This is a genomic window from Nitrosococcus halophilus Nc 4 (genome assembly GCF_000024725.1).
GTDB classification, from domain to species: Bacteria; Pseudomonadota; Gammaproteobacteria; order Nitrosococcales; family Nitrosococcaceae; genus Nitrosococcus; species Nitrosococcus halophilus.
Genome location: NC_013960.1, coordinates 2,125,604 through 2,144,222, shown reverse-complemented (window position 1 = coordinate 2,144,222; position 18,619 = coordinate 2,125,604). Strand labels below are relative to the sequence as shown.

Sequence of the window (18,619 nt, the reverse complement as noted above, 5' to 3'; positions counted from 1 at the left end):
ATAGAGCCACTCTCTACCAGAATTTTTAGTGATTACCCTGAACTCGACTATGTTTCGGCGCTTAAGAAGAACAAGGTCCCCCCGAATATAGAAATTGCCGAATTTTATTTACAACCTGGTAAATTTCTCAATAGCCCCCACGCTCAGCAAAACTATATGAGCAGCAACTATACCCATGTGGTGCGCGACTCTTTAGATAGCGGCATTAATGTTTTTGCCCAGCTTATTAGCAGCCCTCAACTATTAGAGAATAAAGAGCGCTATAGCTTGAGCTGCAACCCTGATCTTACTCCTGATATTATTCCTAAAATGCGTCAACAGGAACGGGCCGGGAAAAAAATTGCCATACTGGGTCAAGTAAACCCTGAGTTACCTTTTATGTATGGCGACGCGCTGGTATCGCCGGAGGATTTTGACGCCATTGTGGACCATCCTCAATATACATTCAAACTCTTTGCTCCCCCCAATATGGCAATCAATCCAGCTGACTACATGATTGGGCTTCATGCCAGCGCCCTTATCAAGGACGGAGGAACAATTCAGCTTGGAATTGGTTCACTAGGGGATGCTGTCACCTATTTCGTCAATATGAGGCATCAACATAATCCTGCTTACCGCGATCTCTTATCGGAATCAAAAGTTTTCGATAAATTTGAAAATGTGATCCATAAAGTAGGGGGAATAAATTCTTTTAAAAAAGGTCTCTATGCTAACAGCGAAATGTTCGTTGATGGTTTTATGCAACTTTATCATAGTGGAGTGCTAAAACGAAAAGTCTATCCCCATGAAACCCTTCAACGGCTCCTTAATGAAAACAAGATTAGCAGCCAAGTTTCTCCAGAAACTTTATCTTGCCTCATAGAAGAAAAAATTATCCCCCCCAAGCTTAGTGCCAAAGATGTTGCCCTACTACAACAGTGGGGTATTTTTAAAACGGAATGGGCATACCAAAACGGCCACCTCTACGCCCCTAGCGGGATAGAAATTCCTGCCGACCTTACGGATACTCACGCTGTTGAGAAAATTTATCATTATTGTTTAGGATCTCAGCTCAAAGGAGGGTATTTACTCCACGGAAGTTTCTTCCTAGGACCCCAGCGCTTTTATAATTTTTTACGGGATCTAAAAACAGAAGAGCGTGAGCTATTCTGCATGAAGAAGATCTCTTACGTTAATCAACTTTATGGTGATGAGGAACTCAAAAGGCTGCAAAGAAAAGAGGGTCGTTTTTTCAATTCCGCCCTTATGGTCACTCTTGATGGCGCCATAATCTCAGATAAATTGGAAGACGGTCGTATCGTGAGTGGAGTCGGCGGTCAATATAATTTCATTGCCATGGCCCATGCCTTATCTGACGCCCGCGCCATTATCATGCTCCGGAGCATCAGAGAAAAACACGGCGAAATCAGTTCCAATATCATTTGGAACTATGGTCATACCACCATTCCCTGTCATTTACGGGATATGGTGGTCACCGAATATGGTATCGCCGATTTGAGAGGCAAAAATGATCGGGAGGTCATCATTGCCTTGTTAAAAATTGCGGATTCTAGATTTCAAGAATCTCTGCTCAAAGAAGCTAAAAAAGCAGGAAAAATTCCTAAAGACTACCAAATTCCTGACGGTTTCAAGGACAATCATCCAGAACGCCTTAAAAAGCTTTTTCACGCTTATAAAGCACAGGGTTTTGTCCCGGAATTGCCCTTTGGCACTGAATTCACCCCGGAAGAAATGGTCTTAATGAGAGTGTTCGAGTTACTTCAAACCATGGTGGTCAAAAAAAGATTTTCTATCCCCAATAGGCGTCAGCTCAAAATGATTACTTCTACCCCAGAAAGCGCCACTGTCTTCCTAAAGCGATTACAACTGGATAATCCCACCACCCTGAAAGAAAAGTTGATGCAAAAACTGGTACTCTATGGGCTTACTCAAACTGGTGCAATCTAATGTGTGGTCGTTATACCCTTCATGCTTCCCTTGAACAGCTCGCTGCCCATTTTCATCTCTCTCAAACACAGGAGCTCACTCCCCGGTTTAACATTGCCCCTTCTCAAGCGGTTCCCGCCGTGCGGGGGGAATCCTCCCAGAGAGAATTGACCATGTTACGCTGGGGGCTCATTCCCCACTGGGCTAAGGAAGAGAAAACCTCCTACAGCATGATCAATGCCCGTGCTGAGACCGTTGCTACTAAACCCGCCTTCCGGGGTGCATTCCGACATCGGCGTTGCCTTATCCCTGCCGATGGATTCTACGAATGGAAGCCAGCAACGGATGGCGCCAAACAACCCTACTATATTCGCCGGCGTAATGGCGAAGTGTTTGCCTTTGCTGGGCTCTGGGAGCATTGGGAAGGGGAAACGGGCAAATGCATCGATTCCTGCACAATTATTGTCACCGACGCCAATAAACTCATCCAACCCATTCACGACCGAATGCCAGTCATCCTCGAACCTGCCGACTACGAAGCCTGGCTTAATCCCAAAAACCAAGCTGCCAACACCCTGACAGCGCTGTTAAAACCCTATCCCCCGGAAAGCATGGAGGCTTACCCCGTAAGTCGACGGGTAAATAGGCCAACCAATGATGATCCTGAATGTATTGTGTCTATAAGTTGATACCAAATCATTTGCCTGTGGCAAGGCCTTCATCACTATCGTTTGGTCGTAGCCAACGTCCCAATACGGACCCCGTCTTCTATCAAATTCCGGTAGATCCTGAAACTACCCAGTTAAAAATTGGCGTCGAGAACAAAACCTATTATTTCTGCTCATCCAACTGCAAAGACAAGTTTGAACATCACCCCAAAAAAAACGAAACAACCGACCCTTACGAGGTGGCAATACGGCAAAGTTCGCCTCATGGGATGGCTCGGTTACTGGGTCATCACCATCATTTGTCGCACCATTCGCTGGGAGTCTCAAGGAGATAAGTATCTGGAACAGATCTACGCGGCTGGCTCCCGCGCGATCTTCACCTTCTGGCATGGTCGCATTTTCCCGGCAACCTGGTACTGGCGGAACCGGGGCATCATTGTCATGGCTAGCATGAACCTGGATGGCGAGGCAATGACCCACTGCATTCAACGCCATGGGTATAGTGCCGTCCGCGGCTCTAGCTCACGGGGCGGCTTGAAAGCCCTCTCCGCGATGGTGAAGGAGATCCAGCAGGGACGTGACGCCGCTTTCACCATCGATGGTCCCAGGGGTCCGCGGCATGTGGCGAAAGTCGGTCCCGTTATTCTCGCCCGAAAGACAGGAGCGGCAATCTCCTGCTTTCATGTTTCAATGAAACACAAAATCCAACTCAATAGTTGGGATGGATTTCAAATCCCGATACCTTTCACCCGAGCAATCGTTTTGAAGGCACCTCCAATTTGGGTCCCCCCGAATGCCAGCGAAGACAAAATGCGCCAAATCCACATGCGGATGCAACAGGTCCTAGAGGAGCTTTGCGAACAAGGAGATCACTGGTGGAACTGAGAAGCTACGCGCACCATAGAAATATAAAGTGCAAAGCACGGCGGGAAAAACAGAAAAAAGGTCAGAGCTTGCATTGCGCCTTTCAAGGCACTCCCTATCGCTTCTTCACTAAGCCCTACTAGGTGCTTACACCTAGCGCTGAAGGTATAATGGTTTTAAAAAGCTGTCGGAAAGCCTTGCTTTCAGCGAAGGGGGGATCAAGGTCGAGAGAGATTCCCTTACTTAAGCGCTTAAAATTTTGGTGGGTACGGTGCTAACCCGCCTTACCCCCTACTTTAAAAAGGGCTTTCCGCCAGTTTCTTAGCCATGGGCAGAACCTCTGCCCTTTCTCGTTTCTCCGATAACCAGCGATTTGCTAACTTCCATGGATAAAAGCTATAACCCACAAGCGATAGAACAACACTGGTACCAGACCTGGGAACAAAAAGGTTATTTTGCCCCCCAGGGAGATAATGCCCCCTACTGCATCATGATCCCCCCGCCCAACGTCACCGGGCACCTCCATATGGGACACGCCTTCCAAGACACTATTATGGATGCCCTGATTCGCTATCACCGGATGCGGGGAGACAATACCCTGTGGCAAGTGGGCACCGACCATGCCGGAATCGCCACCCAAATAGTGGTGGAACAACAGCTCAATGGCGAGGGGAAAACCCGCCATGATTTAGGCCGGGAGGCATTTATCCAACGGGTTTGGGAATGGAAAGAACACTCAGGCGGCACCATTACCCGTCAGCTCCGCCGCATGGGGGCTTCCGTGGATTGGAGCCGGGAGCGCTTTACCATGGACGAGGGGTTGTCCAAAGCGGTGTGCGAGGTCTTTGTACGCCTCTACGATGAAGGGCTCATCTATCGGGGTCAGCGCCTGGTAAACTGGGATCCAATGCTGCATACGGCCATTTCGGATTTGGAAGTCGTTTCGGAAGAGGAGCATAGCCACCTTTGGCATATGCGCTACCCCCTAGCGGATGGCAGCGGGTATTTGGTGGTGGCCACCACCCGCCCCGAGACCATGCTTGGGGATACAGCGGTGGCGGTGCACCCGGAAGATCCCCGCTACCGGCATCTCATTGGCAAAGCGGTGACCCTTCCCCTGACGGGCCGCACTATCCCCGTGATTGCCGACGACTACGTGGAGCCAGAATTCGGTAGCGGCTGCGTGAAGATCACGCCCGCCCATGATTTTAACGACTACGCAGTTTGGCAACGGCACAAGCAGGAACTAGCAAACCAACCGCAAGGCGGTTTAATTAATATATTCACAGTAGATGCACGGCTAAAATCCAGTGAATTCGACGATTTTACTTTCGGCCGGCGCGCTACGGTGGGAGATACACAGCTCGCCGATGGAGAGGGTCTGGTCGGTAACCCCATCTATGAACTCATTCCCGAAAAATACCGAGGCTTGGACCGCTTCGAGGCCCGCAAACAAATTGTGGCCGATCTGGAAGCCGCCGATTTATTAGAGAAAATCGAAGACCATAAGCTGATGGTCCCTCGGGGCGATCGCTCCCGCACCGTTATTGAGCCTTATTTGACCGACCAGTGGTTCGTCAAAGCCGCCCCCTTGGCCGAACCCGCGATTAAAGCGGTGGAAAATGGGCAGATCCGCTTTATCCCCGAAAACTGGAACAAGGTTTATTTTGAGTGGATGCGGAATATTCAGGATTGGTGTATCTCTCGCCAAATTTGGTGGGGGCACCGGATTCCGGCCTGGTACGATCCGGAAGGCAAAGTTTATGTGGCCCCCACGGAAGCCCAGGTCCGCCGGAAATATAATCTCTCTCCAGACCTCCCTTTAGAACAGGATCCGGACGTTCTCGATACTTGGTTTTCCTCGGCCCTGTGGCCTTTCTCCACCCTGGGCTGGCCGGAGGAAACGCCCCAACTGCACACCTTCTACCCTACCAGCGTGCTGGTCACCGGATTTGACATTATCTTTTTCTGGGTGGCCCGGATGATCATGATGGGCCTTAAATTCACGGGAGAGGTTCCCTTCCGGGAAGTTTATATCCATGGTCTGGTTCGCGATGCCGAAGGGCAAAAAATGTCTAAATCCAAGGGCAATGTTCTCGATCCCCTGGATCTCATTGACGGCATCGAGCTGGAAACCTTGGTGACCAAACGGACCAGCGGCTTGATGCAACCGGCCATGGCCAAACGTATCGAAAAGGCTACCCGCAAGGAATTTCCCCAGGGGATTCCCGCCTTTGGTTGCGACGCCCTGCGTTTCACCTTTGCCATCCTGGCGACCCGGGGTCGAGATATCCGCTTCGACTTGGGCCGGATTGAGGGCTATCGCAATTTCTGCAATAAGCTTTGGAATGCCGCCCGCTATGTCCTGATGAATGTGTCCTCAGAAAGGCAATCTCATCCAGAGCAAACCACAGGGGATGAGGTACTGGGCACTCCGGAACGCTGGATCATCTCCCGCTTGCAATCAACCACCCAACAAGTCATTGAAGGCATTGAAAACTATCGTTTTGATCGCGCCGCTCAGGCCATCTATGATTTTACCTGGAACGAGTATTGCGATTGGTACCTGGAACTTTCCAAGCCGGTGCTGAACAATCCGGCCAGTCCAGAGGCCGCCAAACGGGGGACTCGCCGCACCCTGGTGGAAGTACTAGAAGCCCTATTACGGCTCGCCCATCCCATCATTCCGTTTATTACCGAGGAAATTTGGCAACAAGTAGCTCCACTGGCTGGCCGCCAAGGGGAAACGTTGATGTTGCAGCCCTATCCCCAGCCGGAAATTAACACCATCGATCAGGAGGCTGTCGAGGAGATAGAGTGGGTTATTGCCTTTGTGACGGGGGTGCGTTCCATCCGTTCACAAATGAATATCGCTCCTAATAAATCCATTCCGTTACTACTGCAAGCCGGCACGGTCCATGACCGGACACGATTAGAAACCAACCAAGACTTTCTAGCCACTCTGGCCAAACTGGACTCTATTCAGTGGCTCGGCGAGGAAACCCCGCCGCCTGCGGCAACGGCCCTAGTGGGCGAACTTAAGCTTCTCATTCCTTTGGCCGGGCTCATTGACAAAGAAGCGGAACTCAAACGCTTGGATCGGGAAATCCAAAAAATGCGCAAAGATCTAGAACGGGTCCAAAACAAGCTGGCTAATCAGAACTATGTGGAGCGGGCTCCGGCGGAAATCGTGGCAAAAGAGCGCCAACGGGCCGAGGAAGTGACTACTGCCTTAACCACCCTGGAACAACAACATGCTGAAATAGCCGCCTTATAAATGATAGGGCTATAAAAAAGTTGGGCCGGATAAAATCCGGCCCAACCATAAGCAGCAAATCAGGGCTGAACACCCTATGACTGCTTTTTCAGCTCTACAAAGTTCCTTACTGTACGACGTTCAAGGAACCAGGCAGATGGATATTCTTGGGATGGAGTTGGCACCAAATGGTGAAGGCACCAGCCTTGTCAGCCACAAAACTGATAGTTTTGGTCTCTCCCGCTTTAATCACTTCCTGAACACCAAAAGCGTCAATGGAAAACCCTTCGCTGATGGGGGACTTGTTCTCTACGGTAATCTTTACCGAAGTCCCTTTCTTGACAGTCAAGGTCTCGGGCTCATTGAGAACATTAAAAGCGCGAATATTTTTAACCGTCACACCTTCGACGTTGAGCTCAGGAATAGTGGTGTCATAAGCGTTAACCACCACCTTAAAGCTTTGTTCCGTTGCTTGTGCATTCCCTGCCAACAATAATCCAAAAGCAAAGCTTACCAAGAGAGCTTTGGTTATTTTCATCATTAACTTTCCTCTACTCAATTTCTAGTTTTAAGTGAAATGGCCCCTCTTCGGGGGCAACTTACAACTCCTTAACAGTCAAATGAACCCCTCTGGATCTTTAATTACACAGCCCAGAGGGATTTCAATTGCTGTTTAGGATTGTATTCTGTTTACGCGTTATGTTTTTTGTATTAAAACCAACCCATTTGGTTTCGGGTCGATACTTTAGATGGGAAAATCACCCATGTCAATATTGTGACTCATTGAAGCAAGTACCCGCAAGGAGATTAAAAAAAGCTAAGACGTACTATTTCTTAGCCATTCACTGAATAGAAAATCGTCCCTGCTCACTCACTTTATTGCTAATTATTTGCCAATCGCCCGGCAATTAATAATCTTCTGGACGCAAATAGGGATTAGTCCATAAAGTCACCTGAAGCACGAGGGATTTGAACCAGGCCTGATGCATTTTCTCGACTTCGTCTGCACTGTGACCTTTTTTCTCTAAGAACGGCTTGATGGTCGCCGTAATGGGGTAAATAAAGGCGATTAAATAGCGATAGTTGATGATAGGAACCGACTGCACACCATCAGTCTGGTTTTTCTTGGTGCGGTAGTGTCTCAAACCAATCTCATGCTGATAATTGAGCCAATCCTGATCATAAGGGCGGTTGCAGGTATCAAGTATCCATTGACCGAAACGCTTGCGCACAGCCGCTAAATAGTCACTGTCAGGCTCACCCTGCAGGTTAGTGAAATAGTGCACCAAATGAGGATGGGAACCCACAAAGCCATACCATAAATCCAGAACTTCATCCACCTGATCGGCCAATACTTCACCGGCAAGGCGCAAATATTTTTCGTCCTCTTCGGTAAAGAGCACCGTCTTTTTGAGAAGATCAAAATCCTCCAAAGAGACAGGAGATTTAGCTACTGCCTCTGCTCCGTAAGTATACCCCGGTATTTCTTGTTCGCTCATTATCAGTTTCCTTTTTCCTTAAGATAAAAAGTGCTAAATAAAAAGTCCCAAAAAGTTAACGGGTGCGTTAAACGCACCCGTTAACCCGTTCTAACTAATTATTAGTATTAATCCCGAAGCTGGGTAAAAACGTAATTATTATCTTTCTGGGCGGTATGGCATTCATAGCAGGATTGGCCGCCATCTTTGGTAAGCCGCTCGGTTTTGCTATTCCCGGCAAAACCTTCAAAACCCCAGTTACCCGTGGATGAAAATCGCTCCTTGTCCCACTCCATAACACCAATCAGCTTCCGCTCACCTTCTTGTAGAGCGTTGCCACCTTTCTCGTAATCCAAAAGATCAAAGACCAGAACGGCCCCCTTGGTATAATTGCCGGTCTTAAGTCCTTCAAGTCCTTTGTCGTTAGCATAGATATGGTGAATACCTTGGAAGGGATCTTCCAAGGGATGCCCAGGCATAATCACCATGGATTTGACATGATACCAGTCACGATAACCTTCTGGGTATGCGACCTTATTATCGCCGCCACCTCCTCCGGCATAACCCGCATAGGCAATACCGCCGATAACCCCCAGAAACATGAAGCTAAACATTACTTGCAGTTTTTTCTTCATCACGATGTCCTCCATCGTTAATGTTATCGAGTCGACACCATAGACGAGACTTTCAACATTTGTCAAGTAGGGTATCGATTCCATAGAAATTTTTAAGTATGATTACAGATCATGGACAAGCAAAAATTATTTGACCTCCTAGAACGCGTCGGAACCCTGCTTCGGACAGAAGAACGGAAGACCGCAGCGGCGCTGAATCTACACCCGGCCCATCTCCAGGTCTTGCGCTATCTTGCCCAATGCAACCGCTACAGCAATACACCCATGGCTGTAGCGGAGTACCTAGGTACCACAAAGGGCACCACCTCACAGTCGTTGTTGGTATTACAACGACATGGATACCTTCAAAAAGAACCTGATCCAAAAGATCGGCGTGTGGTCCATTTAGCACTCACCTCCAAAGGCCAGGCACTCGCTGAAAAGCTTTCCTCCCTGCCCAATAAGGAATCAGCCTTCACCGGGTTAAACACAACTGAGCTGCAAACGACCCAACAGGTCCTTGAGCAATTGCTACGCAACCTCCAGAAGGCAAATCATCACCACACCTTCGGGCAATGCCATACCTGCCGCTATTTGCTGACTACCGATGACAAACAGTATTTCCGCTGCGGATTGACTCAGGAACTGCTCAAAGCAGAAGAGACCTTGAAGATTTGCCAGGAACACGTCTATCCCGCTTCTTCTCGCAGACCGGAAGTGGTCACCGCGCCCTAGGGGAGTTTGTCAGTTTTCCCCAGGGCGCAGCCTATCCCTCCAATAAATACTCTCCCTACTCTTCCCGCTGACCTAATTGTCTGTCGATCATTAATAATCCAGGTTTAGAATCTCCTATCAAGCTAAGTTGATCCACTATTAACTTAGAGGATACAAGCTCCTCAACTTGCTCTTCTACAAAAAACTGTAAAAAATTATGGGTTGCTGCATCTTCTACCTGGTCCGCCAGCTTCACCAACTGATTAATCAAATCCGTGACTTTCTGCTCATGGGCGTAAGCATCTTGAAATACAGCCAAAGGGGATTCCCAGTTACCGGAGGGCGCCTTGATGCTTTTTAAAATAACGCGACCCTCGCGATCATTGACATAGTCAAAGAATTTCATGGCGTGCTCTGTTTCTTCTTCTGCTTGCAAGCGCATCCAATGGGCTGATCCCACCAAGCTTTTCGATTCAAAATAAGCCGCCATAGAAAGATATAAGTAAGCAGAATACAATTCTGCATTAATCTGTTCATTCAAGGTTTCTTGCATTTTGTCATTGAGCTTCCCTACCTGGCTTGCTTCTTGCGCCTGAGCACTAAAGAGAAAAGAACTCAACACCAATAAGCAGATGGCCCAAATAAACAGCAGTTTCCGCATCACTCCTCCCCGTCTTTGTTAAATGGATGATGGATAACAGTCTAACCCTTCATAAAATCTAGCACACCCCAACGGCCTTTCAACTGGCTTTTCTGAATATTTTCATAATCTACCTGAACCTGGGTGCAAAAAGTATAAAGAATTTCAATGCAATGAATAATGGCCCCTAAATGGGCAATCTCATAACCATGGGTGTTTTGAGTGGGGAAACCTAAACAAGCGGCCCGAGGCACATGGCCATACTTCATGGCAATAGAACCATCACTACCAAAGCCATTAATCGTCGCCAATTGCAGGGGGATTTTTCGTCGGGTCGCCGCTTGCCTAATAAGCCCATTAAGCCCCTCATCATAAAGACCATAGCCGTCCTGGGAAAGCAACACAGGAGCACTACCTTCTTTGATAACGTATTCAGAGGCCAACGGACATATTTCCAAAGCGATCAAGGCATCTAGAGCTTGTCGCTGACTAAAGTAAAGTGCTCCTATCGCGCCTACTTCCTCCTTGGCAGAAGCTACTAAATAAATATCCACCAAAGGTCTCTGGAGATTCCGCGCCAATTCCAGCAGAATCGCCACGGAAGCTTTATTATCCAGAGTATAACTTGCGATATAGTCCTTCAGGCGGAATGGGCGCTTACGGTGCTTTCCCACCACCATCCGAGTACCCGGACGCACTCCCGCAGCGTCTAACTCTTTCGGCGTGCACTTCGTTTCAACCCACGCATTCTGCCATTGTAGCGGCGCCTGATCCTGTTGGGCTTTCTGTGGGGCTTCGTGGGAGACATGGCGGGAACCAAAAGAAAGAATGCCACTAATGCAGGCATGGTCACCTAGCAAATCCACGACCCCTTCCCCGTAGACCCAGGGGAAAGCGCCACCCAACTTCCTCACCTCCACTCGCCCTCGGTTATCAATAGATTTAACGATGGCGCCAATTTCGTCCTTATGCGCCGTAATGGCAATCGCGCCAGGATTTTTTCCAGGCACTTTCACAATAAGATTGCCTGCGGCATCTTGCCAGGTTTCCTGTCCCAAGGTAGCAAAACGTTCAAGCAACCAGCCATCTATTTCCTGCTCGGCACCACTTGGAGAATGCTGTAATACCAGCTCCTCGATCAAGCAAAATAGCTGGTTATCGCTAATTAAGTCCATGGAGTGGGTTCAATTTAATTGTTATATTCGCCTAATAGCGGCCAATGACGCCATTTCGGATTAGGGTAAAAACTCTTCCGCGAGGGCATTAGGGCCATTCATCTTAATTAATTGCTCTATTTCAGCAACCAACGTTTCGTCTTCATCTGGATCAATATCGCCCCTGCCGACGAGAGTGGCCACCAAACCCTGTCTCATGGCTTCTAGCACCGAGCCAAGCGTAACAGGCTGGATAGCATCAGGATTATCTATTTCCGCCTGGATCACAATCGCTAAATTTTCACTTGCTCTATATTTCGTAAAGCTTTGGGCGAGTGTTTCTCCACCATAACCCTCAATCAGGGCGTTAATTTCAGAAAAAAGATTCTCCCGCTCATCAGCATCGATAGTTCCTTCCCTAATCAGTCTATCGACCAGACCTTCATTCATCGCCTTTAGCACTACGCGCAAGGTGGGAGGATTTCTGCCTACTCGGTCTTTTATCTCGGCATCAATCACCCTGGCCAGGCTAGGACTGATATTGCCTGTAACATCTATCTTGAAGGTCATATTTTCTCTCCTTAATTGGCGGAAAGCTGCCGACTCATTCCAAAATATCAGCTATACTATGGGGTAAGATTTTTCTCTGTTCCGTCATATTCCAGCACAATCCAGTGCTTTCTGCTATGACCATCACTTTTTCAAATTGATTTCAAGCTTACTCATCTAAGAGACTTAAACACGCGCTTACCTCTCCATATCCCTAAAGGGGCACTATATTTGAATTTAAGCGCCTAAACTTAATCAAAACCTATAAGTCAATAATAAAAATCGATACCATACCTAATCTTACTGCTGCAACATAAAAGGTGTTATTATGCAAGTTTCTGATAGAAAAGTAGTTTATATTCATTACACCTTAAAAAATAAGGAAGGCACCGTGCTAGACAGCTCTTCCCAGGAAACGCCATTAGCCTACATACATGGGATAGGCAGTATTATTCCCGGGCTTGAAAAAGCACTTGCCGGAAAATCTGAAGGTGACAAATTCAATATTAGTGTAGACCCCGAAGAAGCCTATGGAGAGCGCAATGAGACCCTTATCCAGGCCGTTCCACGGGATGCTTTCCAAGGGGTTGAGGATCTCCAAGAAGGCATGCAATTTCAGGCCCAGACCCCTAGTGGTCCCCAATTAATCACGGTGACTGAAATCGGGACCGAGCAAGTTATGGTAGATGCTAATCACCCCCTAGCGGGTGAAACCCTAGACTTTGACGTGGAAGTGGTCGATATCCGTGAGGCCACGGAAGAAGAGTTGGAGCACGGCCATGTGCATGGCGCAGGTGGCCATCACCACGCCTAACAATAGGGCTACCCCTACCTTTAACAGGCCAAATCCGAAAAAGCGCAAGCCTCGCCCTAGCGGGGCTTGTCTCTCCCAAAAGCTTTCAATTCAAATAACTTTTCCCAGCTAGGTAAAAAAGGTGCAAACCCCTTTAGATGAACAACTGGAAAAGGTTGCTACCCTCAATGAACTCAAACAACTCTGTGAACACTATTTGGGTTCCGAAGTGAGCAAAGGAGAAAAATTCGTATTTGGAGAAGGTTCACCCCAGGCAGAAGTAATGATCATCGGTGAAGCCCCGGGTGTTCAGGAAGCAAAAACCGGCCGACCTTTTGTTGGCAACGCAGGAAAATTACTCAATACATTATTGAATCAAATTGGATTGGAACGAGAACAAATCTATATCAGCAACATTCTCAAAACCCACCCTTCCGGCAACCGTAAGCCTTATCGCGGCGAAATCAAAAAAGAACTCCCTTTTTTGCTACGGCAAATTGAACTGCTCCGACCCAAACTGTTGGTATTGCTGGGGGCAACCGCCCTGCAAGCCCTATACGATCCTAAAGCAAAGATCACCGAACTGCGAGGCAATTGGATAGAAGTTAAAAACTTACCCACCTTCGTCACTTATCATCCAGCGGCGGCCCTGCGGGATGAAACTAAGAAAAAGACACTGGAACATGACTTTAGCAAGCTCCAGGAGCGTTTGGCCTCTGCAGTTTAGTTATTTTTCTCTAACCGTGAGCAGCAATGGGCCTAAAACGTGAACTAGGGCCCGTCACGGTGGCCTGGCTAGTTGCCGGCAATATGATTGGCGCTGGCATCTTTATCACCCCCGGTTTAGTCGTTGATTGGCTTCCAGGGATGATGTGGCCCCTTGCGGCCTGGATGTTGGGAGGGGTTCTTGCCCTCTGCGGAGCAGCTATCTATGGTGAACTAGGCGCCAGATTCCCCCAAGCCGGTGGTGATTACCAATACCTGACTCTTGCCTACGGCCCCGCCTGGGGGTTCCTGATGGGATGGGCTGCGCTGGCCATTACCTTCTCGGGTTCGGCCGCCGCCATGGCTATCGCTGTTGTGGCCCATTGCCAAGCGGCCTGGCCGATACTCCAGGGGGGATCCCCCGCCATCCAATTAATTTATGCTCCCTTGCTTGTCCTGCTGCTCACCCTCGCCAATATCGCCGGCGCAAGGGTGGCTGGAAGGACAACGGTCTTGTTAACTGCCCTTCCCTTAGTGGGGCTGGCAGGACTCTTCAGTGGGGGGCTCCTATTTAGTGAAACGGCGACCCACTGGCCAGAACCACCGGCTATTGAGCTTAATGACCGTTTGCTAGCGCTGGGAGCTGCAATGGTGCCGGTATTCTTTACCTACTCGGGTTGGAACGCAGCGGCCTATGTGGCAGGCGAAATCAAAGATCCGGGGCAAAATTTACCCCGGGGTCTTTTGGGAGGCACGCTGCTCGTCATATTACTCTATCTCTTGATTAATCTCCTATTGCTGATGGTGGTCCCGCAGGAAATTCTGACCGGGTCCACCACAGCAGGGACAGAAGCCGCCCGGCGATTGTTAGGTCCAGGTGCCGAGCAGCCCCTGTCGGTGATGATCGCAGTGGCCATCTTAGGATCCACCAATGTGACTCTGATGGCAGGAGCGCGAATTTATTATGCCATGGCCTGCGATGGCCTAGCCCCCCCTATCTTTAGCCGTACTAATGCTGCTGGGGCTCCCTCGGGAGCCCTCTGGATCAGTGGCCTCTGGACTGCTTTGCTTGCGGCTACCGGAGGAATCGAGCTGCTTGTCAACTGGGCCACTTTAGCTATCTTGCTATTGTCCTCCATGGCGGCTGCGTCCTTGTTCATTTTCAGGCGTCGGAATGAAACCCCTCCCCCTTTTAGCTGCCCCGGTTATCCTCTAACGCCTTTGCTTTATCTGCTGGCTTCTCTAGGCGTTGCCTTTGCCAGTGCCATTCACAACTGGGAGCAGGCCTTATACGGAATATTACTCGTGGCTACGGGTCTACCCCTTTACAAATTAATACGACGATGGATGTGAGAAGCCCTTTTAAAGATTACATAATCCCTTTCCTAAAGCCACCCGCTCGGAGGCAGCGGAGGGAATCTCCCTAAGGCCCTCAATGCGTTGGAGACGAGACCGCAAGCCAGCCTTGTTAGCTAATTGAATACTCAAGCCAGGGCGGGCATTAAGTTCCAAAACCAAGGGTCCCAGCCCCCGATCCAAAACAATATCAACCCCAATATAACCCAAGCCTACTAAATCAAAACAGCGGGCAGTCAGTTCAAGAATACCATCCCAATGGGGTATCTCTAACCCCCTTATTCCCCCACCCGTATCAGGATGATGATCAATCGCTTGCTCTCGCCATACGCCAGAGCTAGTACGGCCGGTCATCAAATCAATACCGACTCCAATAGCCCCTTGGTGTAAGTTGGCCCTGCCATCTGAGAGACGGGTAGGCAGCCGGATCATCGCCAATACGGGTACCCCGCGGAAGACCAGCGTTCGGATATCCGGGACTCCCAAATAACTGACGGCCTCAAACACCGGATCGAATTTAACCCGATATTCAATAAGGGCAGTGTCAGGCAATCCTCCCAGGCTATACATTCCACTTAAAATATTGGCGATATGATGGCCGATTTCCTCTTCGGTCAGAATTATCCCGCTGGCCTTACGATAACGCCCTTTGTAGCGTCCAGTCACCACCAAGATTCCTTCACCACCACTGCCATGGGCAGGCTTGATGACAAAGTCCTCATGGGGACCGAGAAGCTTATCCAAGTTCCTAATTTGGTGAACTATATCGACGATGCCATAAAGCTGGGGCACTGCGATTCCTGCGTCTAAGGCCAATTGCTTGGTCAGTCTTTTATCATCTACCAAGGGATAATGGCGCCGCGGGTTAAAAGGCAAAATATAGTCGGCATTGCGTTGGTTCATCCCTAGAATTCCAAGCTGCCGTAAACGCCGCCAAGGAAGGATCATCGGGTATCCGTTTTCCTCAAAAATTCCTTAAACCGCCACAGTTCCGTGAGTCGATAGCCGGCATAGCGTCCCACCAACAAAGTCATGGCCAATACCACCAGTAATAATTCAGGAAAAACAAAAACCAAATGCTCTAATAACTTATCGGTCATCAATAAATAACCCAATACGGCCACCAGAAGGCTTCCCAAGCCTTGTTGCAGGGCTTCCCCAGGACCGTGCTCTTCCCACACCAGGGACATACGCTCAATAGTCATGGTCAAAATCACCATGGGGAAAAGGGCCACAGACAAGCCCCGTTCTAACCCCATTTTGTGGGTGAGTACACTAATGACCGCCATTAAGAGAATGACCATCACCAGTACCGAAGCCAGGCGTGGTACAAGCAGTAATTTAAGGTATTCCAAATAAAAACGCAGCAGCAACCCTAGGGCCACGATCCCCGTGAACAACAGGACTCCCCAAAGGAGATCGGTTTCCCGGAACGCCAGGGCTATTAATATGGGCATAAAAGTCCCAAAGGTTTTAATGCCAACAATGTTCCGCAGCACCACAATCAAAAACGCCCCAATGGGGATTAATAAAAGAACCCGATAAACATTTTGCGTCTGAACAGGAAGACTAAATAAAGAGAAATCCATGATCAGGGAATTAATTTGCCGTGCCCGTCGTTCCGCCACCAAAACCAACTCTTGAAATTGACTGGAAATGGAATATTCAACCTTGGGTGAACCTCCTCCTTCCAAGTTGATCAGAGAATCATTGCCCACATACCAGATCAATCCATTTTCAGGAAACCCTCGACTCCCAGTTTTGGGATCAAAAGCCAACCATTCCTGCCCATTATGGACTTCCAACCAAGGGGTCAAGGTACCATGGTTTATGCCATCTTTTAGCTGTAAGAGATGAACGATGCGGGCAGGAATCCGGGCACCCGCCAAGATATAAATCACCCGGTCTACCCAGGCAATCGGATCCTCAATACCTTTACGCAGGACCTGAACATTTTCATCGGAGTTAGGGGCATTAAGACGGACCAAAAGCTCCCCCGTGAAGGAAGCCACATCGGCAGATTTACGGCGCACTTCCTCCAATAGCGCTTGCACCACTGAACCCATGGGTTCAGGATAATCGGGAACCGCTGGAAATGGAGGGGTAATCCCACTGCGTGACTTTACCGGAATGGCTACCTCAGGGGCTAATTCAACACGGTAATATAAGACTTGTTTCCCTTTGGCCCGGCGTACTGCCCACTGAGCAATGCGATTAATACCGTTGTCTTCCATGGTCAGGCCATACTTGGTAGAGATGAAATCTTCATCCACCACCGTAAAGCCAAGGGGAGTGCTGGGAACATGGAACCGGGCTTTCACAGGTTGGTTGCCTTTAGCCTCAAATTCAAGACGGGCCTCCACCATCCAAACTTCGGTTTGTTCAGCCGGTAGTATCGGCAAACCCAGGCGCGTTACCTTATAATAAGTTAGGCCCGTCCCAATAATAACGAGAAGGAGGGCAAGGATTTTGACGTGTAAATTCTTCAAATTTTATTTTCCAACAAAGGGCTAATCCCAGCGCAAGGGATTTAATCTTGTTGTGTCTCGGCTTTTTTGTCCGAGGCTTCGTCGGCGGCGTATTTTATCAAGCAAGTATTCCATCCTTCATTAGTGAGAAAGGTTTTACTGGGATCAATGAGGGCCACATCCTTCAGAAAACGACGACCAAAAAGTACAGGGTAATTTAACCGACTGCGATCAACCAAACTAAACTGGGTCTCGTAGCCCTTACCATTTAGACAAAATTTCAAGTTAACTACAGGCCGTCTTTTGGCGTTGCCCCGATGTCGTTTTATTCTCACATTACGGACCAACGGTTGCTCCACCTGGAGTGGCTCTATCTCTTCTCCTTTTCCCTCCAGTTCAATGATAAAACGCACCCATTCCTCACCATCCTTCTCAAACCGTTCAATGTCTTCGGCATGCAATGATGATGTCTTAGCACCGGAATCCAGCTTTGCTTTAAGCTCGACCCCCCAGGGAATAAGAACGACTCGCTCCACCCATCCCATGATAATTCGTTCTTTGGCCCCAACGCCTTCACTGCCTGAATCTGCTGCTTCCGATACACCACACAGTGCCAGCCAGAACACCATTACGCTGACAAAACGTTGCATAGAACTTTTCAACTTTTTTAAGTTAAAAAAACATTAATCTTAACAAAAAACCGCTACCCCCCGCCGCCGAATTTTAAAAAACACATTAACAATTTATTAATCAAATACTTATAAAAACCCCCTATTATCCAAAACCTAAATAACGAGGGACTCGGCGCTGGTAGGCACGGTAAGTCTCTCCAAAGCGGGCTGCTAGTTGACTTTCCTCTAACAAAACACGGCGATGCATATTGAAGAGGTAAATGCCAAAACCCAAAGCCATTACCCAACTTGGGAAATAAAAGAATAAGCCAAGAAACCATCCATAATTTCCAACTAAACCAGGGTTACGGGACCAACAAAATACGCCTTCTACTTGTAATTGTGGCCAAGTTTGTTTTAAGGCATGCTTTTTCATCCCCGAACGCATTTCCAATACGCTAATAAGGGTAATAAGCGATCCTACAATGATCAAAGCAATGGCCAACCCTCGAAACAGGGAATTTTCAAAAAAGGGGATAGCCAATAAAGAGCCCTTCAACTGAGGGAAAAAGATTTGCAATAAAGGCAGAAAGAAGGCAATCACAGTCAAGCTTGTGGGTAGCAAAAAAACCCACAACTTGTGTCCTATAGGCATCCTATGGGCTTGCAGCAGAGCCCCTGAAAGTCGTGGTTCCTGAATTTGTCTCGAGAACAACAGTTGGTAAGTGGAGGCTTCACTAGGCACCGGCAGAAAAATCAACTCAACCAGCATTAACCCGTAAGTACCTAAGATGATGATCTCGGAAACCGACATTGCTTTAGC

At 48.5% G+C, this 18,619-nt stretch carries 19 protein-coding genes; 9 read left to right on the top strand and 10 right to left on the bottom strand.

All coding sequences use genetic code 11. The annotated features are described in order from the left end of the window. Positions 1–177 precede the first annotated feature (177 nt). The 5 genes from NHAL_RS10095 to NHAL_RS10080 all read left to right on the top strand — a co-directional run bounded on the left by NHAL_RS10095 (position 178) and on the right by NHAL_RS10080 (position 6,735). The gene (locus NHAL_RS10095) at positions 178–1,947 is read left to right on the top strand and encodes an acetyl-CoA hydrolase/transferase C-terminal domain-containing protein (RefSeq protein WP_238985332.1); all 1,770 of its coding nucleotides are present in this window, start codon (positions 178–180) and stop codon (positions 1,945–1,947) included. Then, positions 1,947–2,615, top strand: coding sequence for an SOS response-associated peptidase (locus NHAL_RS10090; RefSeq protein ID WP_013033041.1), 669 nt, complete (start codon positions 1,947–1,949; stop codon positions 2,613–2,615). The genes NHAL_RS10095 and NHAL_RS10090 overlap by 1 nt, the downstream gene beginning before the upstream one ends. Further along, positions 2,594–2,929 (top strand): YHS domain-containing protein, encoded by a 336-nt coding sequence (locus NHAL_RS22465; protein WP_083761392.1) that lies wholly within the window; start codon positions 2,594–2,596, stop codon positions 2,927–2,929. The genes NHAL_RS10090 and NHAL_RS22465 overlap by 22 nt, the downstream gene beginning before the upstream one ends. Continuing rightward, complete coding sequence (locus NHAL_RS10085) at positions 2,859–3,479, top strand: lysophospholipid acyltransferase family protein (protein ID WP_013033040.1); 621 nt, start codon at positions 2,859–2,861, stop codon at positions 3,477–3,479. Before NHAL_RS22465 ends, NHAL_RS10085 begins: the two co-directional genes overlap by 71 nt. Positions 3,480–3,843: 364 nt before the next feature. Next, a complete protein-coding gene (locus NHAL_RS10080; protein ID WP_013033039.1) occupies positions 3,844–6,735 on the top strand; it encodes a valine--tRNA ligase in 2,892 nt (963 codons plus the stop codon). Positions 6,736–6,841: 106 nt separating this feature from the next. On the opposite strand, the gene NHAL_RS10075 is transcribed toward NHAL_RS10080, so the two are convergent. The 3 genes from NHAL_RS10075 to NHAL_RS10065 form a co-directional block, all read right to left on the bottom strand. Then, on the bottom strand, positions 6,842–7,255 hold the full coding sequence (locus NHAL_RS10075) for a nitrosocyanin (protein WP_013033038.1): 414 nt from the start codon (positions 7,253–7,255) through the stop codon (positions 6,842–6,844). Between the two features lie 367 nt (positions 7,256–7,622). Continuing rightward, entirely contained in the window at positions 7,623–8,213 is a 591-nt protein-coding gene (locus tag NHAL_RS10070) for a protoglobin domain-containing protein (RefSeq protein WP_013033037.1), read from the bottom strand. Between the two features lie 107 nt (positions 8,214–8,320). Continuing rightward, positions 8,321–8,827 (bottom strand): cytochrome P460 family protein, encoded by a 507-nt coding sequence (locus NHAL_RS10065; RefSeq protein ID WP_041354840.1) that lies wholly within the window; start codon positions 8,825–8,827, stop codon positions 8,321–8,323. A 111-nt stretch (positions 8,828–8,938) separates the two neighbouring features. Here NHAL_RS10065 and NHAL_RS10060 point away from each other — a divergent pair, with 111 nt between their 5' ends. Then, positions 8,939–9,541 (top strand): MarR family winged helix-turn-helix transcriptional regulator, encoded by a 603-nt coding sequence (locus tag NHAL_RS10060; RefSeq protein ID WP_013033035.1) that lies wholly within the window; start codon positions 8,939–8,941, stop codon positions 9,539–9,541. A gap of 55 nt (positions 9,542–9,596) precedes the next feature. Here NHAL_RS10060 and NHAL_RS10055 read toward each other — a convergent pair whose 3' ends face one another. The 3 genes from NHAL_RS10055 to NHAL_RS19830 are packed head-to-tail and all read right to left on the bottom strand — an operon-like array spanning position 9,597 to position 11,884. Next, positions 9,597–10,181, bottom strand: a complete 585-nt coding sequence (locus NHAL_RS10055) for a ferritin (protein WP_013033034.1) — start codon at positions 10,179–10,181, stop codon at positions 9,597–9,599. Positions 10,182–10,222: 41 nt separating this feature from the next. Continuing rightward, a complete protein-coding gene (locus tag NHAL_RS10050) occupies positions 10,223–11,335 on the bottom strand; it encodes a M42 family metallopeptidase (protein WP_013033033.1) in 1,113 nt (370 codons plus the stop codon). Positions 11,336–11,395: 60 nt separating this feature from the next. Next, positions 11,396–11,884: a hypothetical protein gene (locus tag NHAL_RS19830; protein ID WP_013033032.1), complete on the bottom strand. Its 489-nt coding sequence runs from the start codon at positions 11,882–11,884 to the stop codon at positions 11,396–11,398. 307 nt (positions 11,885–12,191) lie between these two features. On the opposite strand from NHAL_RS19830, the gene slyD reads away from it, so the two are divergent. The 3 genes from slyD to NHAL_RS10030 all read left to right on the top strand — a co-directional run bounded on the left by slyD (position 12,192) and on the right by NHAL_RS10030 (position 14,714). Then, positions 12,192–12,677, top strand: coding sequence for a peptidylprolyl isomerase (gene slyD, locus NHAL_RS10040; RefSeq protein WP_013033031.1), 486 nt, complete (start codon positions 12,192–12,194; stop codon positions 12,675–12,677). Between the two features lie 121 nt (positions 12,678–12,798). Then, entirely contained in the window at positions 12,799–13,383 is a 585-nt protein-coding gene (locus NHAL_RS10035) for a uracil-DNA glycosylase (RefSeq protein ID WP_013033030.1), read from the top strand. Positions 13,384–13,409: 26 nt separating this feature from the next. Then, positions 13,410–14,714 carry an APC family permease gene (locus NHAL_RS10030; protein ID WP_013033029.1) on the top strand — a complete coding sequence of 435 codons (1,305 nt, stop codon included), beginning with the start codon at positions 13,410–13,412 and terminating at the stop codon, positions 14,712–14,714. A 9-nt stretch (positions 14,715–14,723) separates the two neighbouring features. Here the strand turns inward: NHAL_RS10030 and NHAL_RS10025 are convergent, their stop codons facing one another. The 4 genes from NHAL_RS10025 to NHAL_RS10010 form a co-directional block, all read right to left on the bottom strand. Next, complete coding sequence (locus NHAL_RS10025; protein ID WP_013033028.1) at positions 14,724–15,665, bottom strand: alpha-L-glutamate ligase-like protein; 942 nt, start codon at positions 15,663–15,665, stop codon at positions 14,724–14,726. Beyond that, complete coding sequence (locus NHAL_RS10020; RefSeq protein WP_013033027.1) at positions 15,662–17,206, bottom strand: inactive transglutaminase family protein; 1,545 nt, start codon at positions 17,204–17,206, stop codon at positions 15,662–15,664. The genes NHAL_RS10025 and NHAL_RS10020 overlap by 4 nt, the downstream gene beginning before the upstream one ends. Positions 17,207–17,247: 41 nt before the next feature. Continuing rightward, on the bottom strand, positions 17,248–17,835 hold the full coding sequence (locus tag NHAL_RS10015; protein ID WP_013033026.1) for an ATP-dependent zinc protease family protein: 588 nt from the start codon (positions 17,833–17,835) through the stop codon (positions 17,248–17,250). A gap of 124 nt (positions 17,836–17,959) precedes the next feature. Beyond that, on the bottom strand, positions 17,960–18,610 hold the full coding sequence (locus tag NHAL_RS10010) for a methyltransferase family protein (protein ID WP_013033025.1): 651 nt from the start codon (positions 18,608–18,610) through the stop codon (positions 17,960–17,962). Between the last annotated feature and the right edge of the window lie 9 nt (positions 18,611–18,619).